This window comes from Mycobacterium sp. 050134, assembly GCF_036409085.1.
In the GTDB taxonomy this organism is placed as follows: domain Bacteria; phylum Actinomycetota; class Actinomycetes; order Mycobacteriales; family Mycobacteriaceae; genus Mycobacterium.
Window position 1 is genome coordinate 101,528 of sequence record NZ_JAZGLV010000015.1, and the last position, 11,714, is coordinate 113,241.

General features: G+C 66.8%; 7 protein-coding genes, 1 pseudogene and 1 riboswitch. Of the genes and pseudogenes, 4 read left to right on the forward strand and 4 right to left on the reverse strand.

What is annotated here, in order from left to right:
* Positions 1-18: 18 nt before the first annotated feature.
* On the reverse strand, positions 19-2,256 hold the full coding sequence (locus tag SKC42_RS18815) for an NADP-dependent isocitrate dehydrogenase (RefSeq protein ID WP_330965789.1): 2,238 nt from the start codon (positions 2,254-2,256) through the stop codon (positions 19-21).
* A 145-nt stretch (positions 2,257-2,401) separates the two neighbouring features.
* Positions 2,402-2,522, forward strand: a riboswitch (SAM riboswitch).
* Between the two features lie 157 nt (positions 2,523-2,679).
* Between SKC42_RS18815 and SKC42_RS18820 the strand changes: the two genes are divergently transcribed.
* Genes SKC42_RS18820 through SKC42_RS18830 form a run of 3 tightly spaced genes read left to right on the forward strand, consistent with a single transcriptional unit; the run spans position 2,680 to position 5,935 of the window.
* The gene (locus SKC42_RS18820) at positions 2,680-4,032 is read left to right on the forward strand and encodes a bifunctional o-acetylhomoserine/o-acetylserine sulfhydrylase (RefSeq protein WP_330965790.1); all 1,353 of its coding nucleotides are present in this window, start codon (positions 2,680-2,682) and stop codon (positions 4,030-4,032) included.
* 11 nt (positions 4,033-4,043) lie between these two features.
* The gene (gene metX / locus SKC42_RS18825) at positions 4,044-5,204 is read left to right on the forward strand and encodes a homoserine O-acetyltransferase MetX (RefSeq protein WP_330965791.1); all 1,161 of its coding nucleotides are present in this window, start codon (positions 4,044-4,046) and stop codon (positions 5,202-5,204) included.
* On the forward strand, positions 5,201-5,935 hold the full coding sequence (locus SKC42_RS18830; protein ID WP_330965792.1) for a class I SAM-dependent methyltransferase: 735 nt from the start codon (positions 5,201-5,203) through the stop codon (positions 5,933-5,935). The genes metX and SKC42_RS18830 overlap by 4 nt, the downstream gene beginning before the upstream one ends.
* Positions 5,936-5,952: 17 nt before the next feature.
* Here the strand turns inward: SKC42_RS18830 and SKC42_RS18835 are convergent.
* A pseudogene (locus SKC42_RS18835) lies at positions 5,953-7,404 on the reverse strand (FAD-dependent monooxygenase); the annotation flags it as partial.
* 91 nt (positions 7,405-7,495) lie between these two features.
* On the opposite strand from SKC42_RS18835, the gene SKC42_RS18840 reads away from it, so the two are divergent.
* Positions 7,496-8,143, forward strand: coding sequence for a TetR/AcrR family transcriptional regulator (locus SKC42_RS18840; protein WP_330965793.1), 648 nt, complete (start codon positions 7,496-7,498; stop codon positions 8,141-8,143).
* Positions 8,144-8,171: 28 nt separating this feature from the next.
* Here SKC42_RS18840 and SKC42_RS18845 read toward each other — a convergent pair whose 3' ends face one another.
* Positions 8,172-9,572 (reverse strand): HNH endonuclease signature motif containing protein, encoded by a 1,401-nt coding sequence (locus SKC42_RS18845; RefSeq protein ID WP_330965794.1) that lies wholly within the window; start codon positions 9,570-9,572, stop codon positions 8,172-8,174.
* Positions 9,573-9,705: 133 nt separating this feature from the next.
* Positions 9,706-11,703 (reverse strand): APC family permease, encoded by a 1,998-nt coding sequence (locus SKC42_RS18850; protein ID WP_442932191.1) that lies wholly within the window; start codon positions 11,701-11,703, stop codon positions 9,706-9,708.
* Positions 11,704-11,714: the final 11 nt, after the last annotated feature.

Sequence of the window (11,714 nt, forward strand, 5' to 3'; positions counted from 1 at the left end):
ACCCCCTCCTCGCTGCCCCTAGGCTTGCGAGCGTGCCAGCGCTTCGTTGAACGTTTTGCTCGGCCGCATGACCGCCGTCGTCTTCTCGTCGTCCGGTCGATAGTAGCCACCGATGTCAACGGCCTCGCCCTGCGCTGCGGCGAGCTCGGCCACGATCGTGGCCTCGTTTTTGCTCAGCGCGTCAGCCAGGGCGGCGAAGTGCACACGTAGCTCCTCGTCGTCGGACTGCGCGGCGAGCTGCTCGGCCCAGTACAGCGCGAGGTAGAACTGGCTGCCGCGGTTGTCAAGTTCGCCCGTCTTGCGGGACGGGCTCTTGTTGTTGTCCAGTAGCTTGCCGATCGCGGCGTCCAGCGTCTTGCCCAGGATCTTGGCGCGCTCTTTGCCGGTCTTGATCCCGATGTCCTCGAAACATGCTCCCAGCGCGAGGAACTCTCCGAGGGAGTCCCAGCGCAGGTGGTTCTCCTCCACGAGCTGGTGGACGTGCTTGGGCGCCGACCCGCCCGCCCCGGTCTCGTACATTCCGCCGCCGGCCATCAACGGCACGATGGACAACATCTTGGCGCTGGTGCCGAGCTCCAGGATGGGGAACAGGTCGGTGAGGTAGTCGCGCAGGATGTTTCCGGTGGCGGCGATGGTGTCCTGCCCGCGCACCGCGCGCTCGATCGTGTACCTCATCGCCCACACCTGCGGCATGATCTGGATTTCCAGGCCCTCGGTGTCGTGCTCCTTAAGGTACCGCTTCACCTTGTTGCGCAGCTCGACCTCGTGCGGCCGCTCGGTGTCCAGCCAGAACACCACAGTCATGCCCGAGTTGCGGGCCCGGGTGACGGCCAGCTTGACCCAGTCGCGGATTGCGGCGTCGGTGACGACGGGCATGCGCCAGATGTCGCCCTCCTCCACGTTCTGGGTGAGCAGGACTTCCCCGGTGTCGAGGTCGACGATATTGGCGACCCCGTCCTGGGGAATCTCGAACGTCTTGTCGTGCGAGCCGTACTCCTCGGCCTGCTGCGCCATCAGGCCTACGTTCGGCACGGTGCCCATCGTGGTCGGATCGAACTGCCCGTTGGTCTTGCAGAAGTTGATCATCTCTTGGTAGATGCGGGAAAACGTCGACTCGGGATTGACGGCCTTGGTGTCCTTCTGACGCCCGTCGGCGCCGTACATCTTGCCGCCGGCCCGGATCATCGCCGGCATCGACGCGTCCACGATCACGTCACTCGGCGAGTGGAAGTTCGTGATGCCCTTGGCCGAATCGACCATCGCCAGCTCGGGGCGGTGTTCGTGGCAGGCGTGCAGGTCGCGGATGATCTCCTCGTGCAGCGACCTGGGCAGCGACTCGATCTTGTTGTACAGATCGACCAGCCCGTTGTTGACGTTGACGCCGAGCTCGTCGAACAGTTCCTGGTGCTTGGCGAAGGCGTCCTTGTAGAAGATCTTCACCGCGTGACCGAAGACGATCGGGTGAGAGACCTTCATCATCGTCGCCTTGACGTGCAGCGAGAACATCACGCCGGTCTCGTAGGCGTCCTCCATCTGCTCCTCGTAGAACTCGCAGAGCGCCTTTTTGCTCATGAACATGGAGTCGATGACGTCGCCCTCGCGCAGCTCGACTCTGGGCTTGAGCTCGAGGGTCTCGCCGCCCTTGGTCTCCAGCACCATCTTCACGTTGCGCGCCCGGTCCAGCGTCATCGACTTCTCACCGTGGTAGAAGTCGCCGTGCCGCATGGTCGCGACGTGCGTGCGCGACGCCGGTGACCACGCGCCCATGCTGTGCGGGTGCTTGCGCGCGTATTCCTTGACGGCCTTGGGCGCGCGCCGGTCCGAGTTGCCCTCGCGAAGCACGGGATTCACCGCGCTGCCAAGGCATTTGGCGTAGCGGTCGCGAATCTCCTTGTCCTCGTCAGTCTTCGGGCTCTGCGGAAAGTCCGGGATCTTGAATCCCTTGCCCTGCAGCTCCTTGATCGCGGCGACCAACTGGGGCACCGACGCGCTGACGTTCGGCAGCTTGATGATGTTGGTATCGGCCAGCTTCGTCAGGCGGCTGAGCTCACCCAGGTTGTCCGGCACCCGCTGTTCCTCGGTCAGGTGCTCGGGGAACTCGGCCAGGATCCGGGCGGCCACCGAGATGTCGCTGGTCTGGATCGTGATGCCCGCCGGCTCCGCGAAGGCGCGCACGATCGGCAGGAAGGCGTAGGTCGCCAGCAGGGGCGCCTCGTCGGTCAGGGTGTAGATGACGGTCGGCTGTTCGGCGCTCATGGTCCCTCTCCCGGCGTCAATATCTTCACTATCGGTCAGATCTCTGGGGGGTCCAGCGTTCTGCCTGTCACGTTAGCAAGGGCGTTTAGGCAGGTGTAGACCTGCCATTGGCACGGAGTCGGCACCGTAAGATAGTCTTCGTATTGGTCATGAGCGCCAGCATCAAGCCCCGGCTTGCTGGCCGGCAACCCTCCAACCGCGGTGGGGTGCCCCGGGTGATGACCAGGTCTAGTAGCCAGTAGCCGGCTGCACGGCAAGCGCGGGTCCGCCATGACGGACCCCTGACTAGAGGGGAAACGTGATGTGCCTCCATTCACCCTGTCCGGGTTCGCTGATGCGCCTAGTTGCGTGCCGCTGTTAACCGGCTGCCGGCATCGCATCCTTTCTTCGCACCAGAGCACCTTCAGCAGAAAGTAACCATTCATGAGCTCGGAAAACACGACCGACCCGGACCCCGCGGCGCGCTGGTCCTTCGAGACCAAGCAGGTCCACGCCGGGCAGCAGCCCGACCCGACCACCCGCGCCCGCGCGCTGCCGATCTACCAGACCACGTCGTATGTGTTCGACGACACCACGCACGCCGCGGCCCTGTTCGGGCTCGAGGTTCCGGGCAACATTTACACCCGGATCGGCAATCCCACCATCGATGTCGTCGAGCAGCGCATCGCCGCGCTGGAGGGCGGGGTGGCCGCGCTGTTCCTCAGCTCGGGGCAGGCGGCTGAGACGTTCGCCATACTGAACCTCGCATGTGCCGGGGATCACATCGTCTCCAGCCCGCGGCTGTACGGCGGCACCTACAACTTGTTCCACTACTCGCTGGCGAAGCTGGGTATCGAGGTCACCTTCGTCGAGGACCCGGACGACCTGGACTCCTGGCAGGCCGCGGTGCGCCCGAACACCAAGGCGTTCTTCGCCGAGACCATCTCGAACCCGAAGATCGACGTGCTCGACATTCCCGGGGTGTCCGGCGTCGCCCACGCCAACGGCGTGCCGCTGATCGTGGACAACACTATCGCGACGCCGTACCTGATCCAGCCGTTCTCCCACGGCGCCGACATCGTGGTGCACTCGGCGACCAAGTACCTGGGCGGGCACGGCACCGCGATCGCCGGCGTCGTCGTCGACGGCGGCACCTTCGACTGGACGCAGGGCCGCTTCCCCGGTTTCACCGAGCCGGACCCGAGCTACCACGGGGTGGTGTTCGCCGAGCTGGGCCCGCCGGCCTACGCGCTTAAGGCGCGGGTGCAGTTGCTGCGCGACCTCGGTTCGGCCGCGTCGCCGTTCAACGCCTTCCTGGTGGCCCAGGGCTTGGAGACGCTGAGCCTGCGGATCGAGCGGCACGTCGCCAACGCCCAGCGGGTCGCCGAATTCCTCGCCGGCCATGACGGCGTGGTGTCGGTCAACTACGCCGGGCTGCCCAGTTCGCCGTGGCACGAACGAGCAAAGAAGCTGGCGCCCAAGGGAACCGGGGCGGTGCTGTCGTTCGAGCTGGCCGGGGGCGTCGAGGCGGGCCGGGCGTTCGTGAACGCGCTGAAGTTGCACAGTCACGTCGCCAACATCGGGGACGTGCGCTCGCTGGTGATTCACCCGGCGTCGACCACCCACGCCCAGCTGAGCCCGGAGGAGCAGCTCACCACCGGTGTCAGCCCCGGGCTGGTGCGGCTGGCGGTCGGCATCGAGGGCATCGACGACATCCTGGCCGACCTGGAGCTGGGCTTCGCCGCGGCCCGCAAGCACGCGGCGAGCTCCGACCCACAGGCTGTGGCGGCGTTCTAGGGGTTTCCGACGTGACAATCTCCGACATGCCGACTCAAACGCTGCCCGCCGAGGGGGAACTCGGCTTCGTCGACATCGGCTCGCTCACCACCGAGAGCGGCGCGGTCATCGACGACGTGTGCATCGCGGTCCAACGCTGGGGCGAGCTGTCGCCGACGGGGGACAACGTGGTGGTGGTGCTGCATGCGCTCACCGGTGACTCGCACATCACCGGGCCCGCCGGACCGGGGCATCCCACGGCCGGCTGGTGGGACGGGATCGCCGGTCCCGGCGCGCCGATCGACACCAACCGCTGGTGCGCGGTGGCGACCAACGTCCTGGGCGGTTGCCGCGGTTCCACCGGCCCCAGTTCCCGCGCCCGCGACGGAAAGCCCTGGGGTTCAAGGTTTCCGCTGATCACGGTGCGTGACCAGGTGGCGGCGGACGTTGCCGCGCTGTCCGCGCTCGGCATCGACCGGGTCGCCGCCGTCGTCGGCGGATCCATGGGCGGCGCAAGGGCTTTGGAATGGATGGTCGGCCACCCCGACCGGGTCCGGGCCGGGCTGCTGCTGGCGGTCGGGGCGCGTGCCACCGCCGATCAGATCGGCACACAGACAACGCAGATCGCGGCCATCAAGGCTGACCCGAACTGGCACGGCGGCGACTATCACGAGACTGGGCGCAGGCCGGACGCCGGCCTGGCGATCGCGCGTCGCTTCGCGCACCTCACCTATCGCGGCGAGGTCGAGCTCGACACCCGTTTCGCGAATGACGCGCAGGGTGACGAGGACCGCGCGAACGGCGGCCGGTACGCGGTGCAGAGTTACCTGGAACACCAGGGCGACAAACTGCTGGCCCGGTTCGACGCCGGCAGCTACGTTGCGCTGACCGAGGCGCTGAACAGCCACGACGTGGGCCGTGGCCGCGGCGGGGTCGAGAAAGCCCTGCGGGGCTGCCCGGTCCCGGCCGTGGTAGGCGGCATCACCTCCGACCGGCTTTACCCGCTGCGCCTGCAGGACGAGCTGGCCGAACTGCTGCCCGGCTGCGCGGAGCTGCAGGTAGTGGACTCGATCTGCGGGCACGACGGCTTCCTGGTGGAAACCGAGGCCGTCGGGGGCTTGGTGCGCAAGACGCTCGGCCTGGCCCTCGCGGCCGGGGACACGGACGGGACCGAAGTCGCGTGCCGGCGGTGACGCGTTCCAGCCACGAGCGCTCCCTGTCGTTCGGCTCGGCGGCCGCCGCCTATGAGCGCGGCCGCCCGTCCTACCCGCCGGAGGCGATCGACTGGCTGCTGCCGCGGGGCGCCCGCCAGGTGCTCGACCTCGGGGCCGGCACCGGGAAGCTGACCACCCGGCTGGTGGAACGGGGCCTGGAGGTGGTGGCCGTCGACCCGATCCCCGACATGCTCGAGGTGTTGCGCGCCTCCCTGCCGGAGACCAACGCGCTGCTGGGAACCGCCGAGGAGATCCCGTTGCCGGACGACAGCGTCGACGCCGTGCTGGTGGCCCAGGCCTGGCATTGGGTGGATCCCGAGCGGGCCATTCCCGAGGTCGCCCGCGTGCTGCGGCCGGGCGGCAGGCTCGGGCTGGTGTGGAACACGCGCGACGAACGGCTCGGCTGGGTGCGCGAGCTCGGCCAGATCATCGGATCCGACGGCGACGGAGGCCGATTCGACGTGGACCTGAGCGCGGCCTTCGGGCCGCCCGAGCGGCATCACGTCGAGTGGACGAATTACCTTACGCCGCAGGCCTTGATCGATCTGGTCGCATCGCGCAGTTACTGCATCACCTCGCCGACCGAGGTGCGCAGCAAGACGCTGGGCCAGGTGCGCGAGCTGTTGGCCACCCATCCGGCGCTGGCCAATGCGACGGGCTTGGCGCTGCCGTATGTCACGGTGTGCATCCGGGCGACGCTCGCCGCCTGACCGCAGGGCAGTTGGGTGAACCACCTGTCGAGCGCATCCGGTAATCCCGCGGTTGAGCCGTCCGCCACCCAGGCGACGTAGCCATCAGGCCGGATGAGCACTGCATCCGGAGCACTAACCTCGCCGATGACCGGAAGCTCCCACGCGCCCTTGTAGTTCACGTCGAACGTCGACACTTGGTCCTTCCAGCGCGTGATGTCGAAGTCCCATGGTTGGCCAACGAAGTTCAGGAGGACGCCATGGGCCTGGTGTAGGAGCGTGAAGACCCGAGTGGGGCTGGAGGGAGTCTGCAGGTCGAGGTCTGGCATGCGGCGGCCGAGCAGTGGGTGCCCGTCGCCGAGGTCGTAGTGGATGTCCAGGCCACACATCATGGCGGCGATCCGCGTGCGGGGTTCGCGCAGGGTGAGGATCTCGGCGACGGTGTCCCGTAGGGCATCGATGCGTTTCCCAGGTCCATTGAGCGCGGTTTGGGCCATGGTGTTGTGCAGCACGCGGGCGGCGACGGGATGCCGTTCAGCGTGATAGCTGTCGAGGAGGTCCTCACCGGATACGCCGCGCACGACCTGTGCCAGTTTCCAGCCCAGGTTCACTGCGTCCTGGATCCCGGTGTTGAGACCTTGCCCGCCGATCGGGAAGTGGATGTGCGCGGCGTCGCCGGCCAACAGTACGCGACCGGCTCGGTAGTTCACGGCTTGGCGAGTGGCGTCGGTGAACCGGGAAATCCATGTGGCGCTACGTATTCCATAGTCGGTTCCGCAGACGGCAATAAGTGCTTCAGTGAGATCGGCCAGAGTTGGTTCGGTTGTATTTCCGACCTGCGGCTCAGCCACCATCACCCGCACGGTGTCCTCGCCGTCGAAGGTGAAGAACGAGTGGAACCCGCCGTATCGATGCAAACCCCAGGGCGGCTCGTCGGTCATGTGGACGTCTGCGACCAGGCAACTAATTGATGGCTCCCATCCGGGGAAGCCGATACCAGCCTTTCTCCGGACAACGCTGCGGCCCCCGTCGCACCCGACCAGGTATCCGCAGCGCAGCGTCGTCCCATCTGACATCGCGGTATCGACGCCAGAGTCGTCTCGGGTGAAGTCCGTGATTCCACGGCCGTAGTGAACGGGCACGCCCAGTTCGGCGATCCAGTTCGCCAGGATTGTCTCGACGCGGTACTGCAGCAGTCCGAGCCCATAGTTGTGACGGGTCGGCAGATCGGACACGTCGAAGAACAGCCCTGCGTAGTGGCCGTTTTGGCCGATGGTGCCCTGGGCGAGGAATCGATCGGCAATGCCGCGCTGATCGAGCACCTCTATCGTGCGGGGTGTCATGCCACCTGCACGCGATCCCACCAGGTCACAACCGGTTCGACGCTCTATCACGGCAACGTCAGCTCCGGCCAGCGCCAGTTCGCCGGCCAGCATCAATCCCGTCGGGCCCGCACCTGCGATCACTACCTGGTGCTCTGTCGTCCCCATCCCACTCCCCACTTGGTAAACATTGTTCACTACGGAAGTCTGGGGTGGCGCGGCCGCTCTGTCAACAACGCCCGCTCTACGCTGGCCTGCGATGGTCAAGCGTGGATTAACCCGTGACGCGTTGGTGGCAATCGCTCACGAATACGTGGGCGCCAACGGGTTGGACGCGCTGACGATGCGCCGACTGGCAGCCGCTGCCGACGTCACTCCGGGAGCGCTGTACAAGCATTTTCGGGATCGCAAAGACCTGCAGCGCGCAATGGCCGACGCGATCTACGCCACGATCGACCTCTCTGACATCGACACCTCCGACCCATCAGTCCAGCAGGTGAAGACCTGCTGCGAGCGGATGCGCCACGCGATGCTGGCATTCCGCGACGGCGGCCGCATCATCGCCGGCACCTACGCCCCCTTGGCCGCGACGCTCAACCTGTCGGCAACGCTGATGGCGCTGCTGCAGGCGGTCACCGCACCCGAACACAGTCCAGGCCAGCTCGCAGCCCTATTACGCTCCTACACAACCGGATTCGTGATCGATGAACAGGCCTTCCTTGAGCTCAAAGGCACAGACGAGTGGGACGCGTTGGTACAACAGATAGCCGACAGCGGCCACCATCGACCCGTCGAGGCCAATGACCTCATTGCAATACTGACCGGCGACCGCGACCGACGATTCGATACCGGACTAGACATGATCCTCACCGGACTCGTCCGAGCCGGCGTGGCCCCGCCAAACTAACCGACGCTGTCCGATTGGCCAGCAACAATTAGTTCCCGCGTTCCTCGTCGTCACCGTCACAGTCCCCGCCTTTTTCGGTGTGGAGGAGTTTTTCGGGGTGCCAGTAGGGGTTGGTACGGGGTTGGCCGCGGTCGAGGTGGGGTGGGGGGATCCATTCGGTGTCGCCTCGAGGGCTGGTGCGGGTGGTCCAGCCGCCGGGTTGCAGCAGCCGGTGGTGGGGGCCGCAGGCGAAGGTGAGGCCATCGATGTCGGTGCGCCGGCATTTTGCGTAGTCGGTGACGTGATGGACTTCGGAGTAGTAGCCGGGCACCGTGCAGCCCGGCGCCGAACACCCACGGTCCTTGGCGTAGAGCACGATCCGCTGCCCCGGTGAGGCCAGCCGCTTGGCGTGGTAGAGCGCCAGGGCTTTGCCCTTGTCGAAGATCGCCAAGTAATGGTGCGCATGGCGGGCCAGACGGATCACGTCGCTCATCGGCAGCCGAGTCCCGCCGCCGGTGCGGCCGACCCCGGCGGCGGCTTCGAGTTCGGCCAGCGTGGTGGTGACGATGATGGATGCCGGCAACCCGTTGTGCTGGCCCAGCTTTCCCGAGGCCAGCAACGCCCGCAGCCCCGCGAGCAGCCCGTCGTGCTGGCGTTGGGCGGCGCCGCGGGCATCGCCGTCGATCGCCTCCTGCGACGGGGTGCCCTCCACACACGGGGCCTCGTCGAGGGGATTGCACATGCCCGGCGCGGCCAGCTTGGCCAGCACCGCCTCCACGGTGGCGCGAGCCTCCGGGGTCAACCGCCCCCGCAACTCCGACATGCCGTCAGCGCCCTGCGGCCCCACCGTCAGCCCGCGACGCCGCGCGCGGTCGCTGTCGGTGTAGCTGCCGTCGGGGTTGAGGCAATCGGCGAGCACCGCGGCCAACTCGGCCAGCTGCTCAGGGCGATAGCGGGCGCCCTCGGCGGCCAGCCGGGCCTCGACCCGCTCGCGGGTCTGCTCATCGACGCAGCCGGGCAGGTGGCCGAAGAACTTCCGAATCACGCGCACTTGCCCGGGCCCCAGCACACCGGCGCGCTGAGCCGCCGCGGTCGCCGACAACACCGGCGCGATCGGCTCCCCGGTCAACCCGTGGCGCGGACCCAGCTCGACCGCGTCGTCGACCCGCCGCGACGCCTCGGCCCGGCTGATCCTCGCCGCCTCGGCGATCGCGTGCGATAGCTTGCCGCCAAGCTCTTCCGGAGTGGCCTGGCGGCCCAGCAGATTGATCAGCGGATGCTCCAACGCCGGGAGCCGGCGGCGCACCCGCTCGGAACGCTCCAAGAACTCCAACGCCTCGTCCGGCGAGAACGCATCGCAGTCGACCCCCACCGCCTTGTCGATCGCGGCGTCGATGGTGTCGAAGGCGGCCGCCAACGCCTCCCGACTCATCCCACCGCTCGACACCATGACACGAATCTAAAGACGGCCTCTGACATTTAGCCCCGGCCAAAGCGACCTGGATGCACACTCGACAAAATACTTACAGCCGGGCGTACGTACGTGCCCTAAAACCGCGGCCGCCCAAACGATCTGCCGCCCGTCAGTCACCCACCATGCTGGACAGCGGCGCCTCACGCTCGACGTCGCGCGTCGCGACCTCGAGATCGGCGGGGGCGACGCGCGCTATTCGCGACTCGATGTCGTACGGCACGATGATGGCGGTAGCCCCGCGAACGCGGCTGACGGCGCGGGCCATCTTGTCGGCAGTCCGGTCGTGCAGCAAGCGACCCAGCAGCGGCGAGTAGGTCCTTCGCGGCAGCAGCACAGTCACTTTGGTGTCCGCATGGTCGTTGAGAACCCGCATTACCAGCTCGTGCGAGGCTCGGCCGAGGTGGCGATCCGGACAGTTGATCAACCACAGCGGCGTGTCGTGCTCGAAGACACTCCAACGTTCCCGCAGCGCCATCGCGTGATCGACGTCGATCACGAAGTGCACCGCCGTGAGCTCGTCGGCGTGCAACCCGTAGCCGAGGCGCAACGCCTCGATCTCCGCGAGATCGATCGAGTCCACGAAGACCAGCACCTGCAGTCGCGGATGCCGGTTGAGGTCAAGGTGTTCGGCGCGCGACATCTCCAGCACGGAGGCCTCGTCGCGGTATTTCCGGTTCAGGCGCATCAGCGCCAGCACCAGCAGCGGGAAGATGACGACGATCAGCCAGGCCCCCTCGGTGAACTTGGCCACCACGAAGATGCCCACCACGACCGTCGACATGATGCCGGCCGAAAGGTTCACCGCCACGTTGAATCGCCAGCCGCGCTCGCGCCGGGTCAGGTGATGCTTCGCCATGCCGTAACCCGCCATCGCGAAAGCGGTGAACACCCCGATCGCGAAGAACGGCACCAGCGCGCTGACCTTGGCTTCGGTGATGACAAGCAGCATCATGGCAAGCGCAGTCAACACGAAGATGCCGTTCGAGAAGACCAGGCGGTGGCCGCGTTTCGTCAGCGGGCGCGGCAGGAAGCGGTCCTCGGCAACGAAACTGGCCAGCGCGGGAAAGCCATTGAAGCTGGTGTTGCATCCCGTGAACAGAATGGCCGCGGTCGACGCCTGCACCAGGAAGTACAAGATGTTGCCGACCGCCCCGTGGCCGAAGACCGCCCGCGCGATTTCGGACAACATCGACGGGTATTCGTCGAGGTAGGGCGTGGCGTGGGTGACGTGCGTCAGCCACGCCACGCCCGCGAGCAGGAAGCCGAGTATGCAGGCCATCCACGTCAGCACGCGACGGGCGTTGGGGCCCTGCGGCTTTTGCAGGACGTTGACGGTGTTCGACACCGCCTCGACCCCCGTCAAGGACGTACCGCCATTGGCGAACGCGCGCAACACGATCAGGAGGGACGCGCCCATCACGAGCCCGCCGCCCTGATGAACCGGTACCGCCCCCACGATGTGCTGCGGATCGTATTTAGGCAACCCCCAGAGCATTTCGCGGACGAATCCCGTGACGATGGTCAGGGTGATCATTCCGACGAAGGCGTAGGTCGTCATCGCGAAGGTGCGGCCCGATCGCCGCAACCCGCGCAGGTTGGCCAGGCAGATCAGGACCACCGCGGCCAGCGTGATCTCCAGGTGGTAGTGCCGCAGCGGCGGAATCGCCGAGACCACCGCCACCGTTGCGGCCGCGGGCTGCACCGCCACGGTGACCACGTAATCGATGAGCAGTGCCGCGGCGGCCACCTGCGCCACCCGCGGACCGAAGTTCTCCCGCGCGACGGTGTAGGACCCGCCGGCCCGGGTATAGGCCATGACGACCTGGCGGTAGGACACGGACACCAACGCAAGGACGACCAGGATGACCCCGGTGATCGGGAGCACCAGAGCAAACGCCGCCATCCCGGCCGCCGGCAGCAGTTCGATCATGATCTGCTCGGTGCCGTACGCGGTCGAGGAGATCGCGTCCGGGGAAAGCGCGCCCAGGGCAATATGATTCGGCAGCCGTTCGCCATCGAGCTGATCGGTGGTCAGCGGCTTGCCGAGGAACACTCGCTTGCATTTGTCAGTGAAAGAGAGCGGTAATCCACCACTCGGTTGCGTCACAATGCATCCCT

What these genes read in the sequence shown, in the direction of transcription:
- SKC42_RS18815 (WP_330965789.1), bottom strand. Translation starts at nt 2,256, where the DNA reads ATGAGCGCCGAACAGCCGACCGTCATCTACACCCTGACCGACGAGGCG.
- SKC42_RS18820 (WP_330965790.1), top strand. Translation starts at nt 2,680, where the DNA reads ATGAGCTCGGAAAACACGACCGACCCGGACCCCGCGGCGCGCTGGTCC.
- SKC42_RS18840 (WP_330965793.1), top strand. Translation starts at nt 7,496, where the DNA reads ATGGTCAAGCGTGGATTAACCCGTGACGCGTTGGTGGCAATCGCTCAC.
- SKC42_RS18845 (WP_330965794.1), bottom strand. Translation starts at nt 9,572, where the DNA reads ATGGTGTCGAGCGGTGGGATGAGTCGGGAGGCGTTGGCGGCCGCCTTC.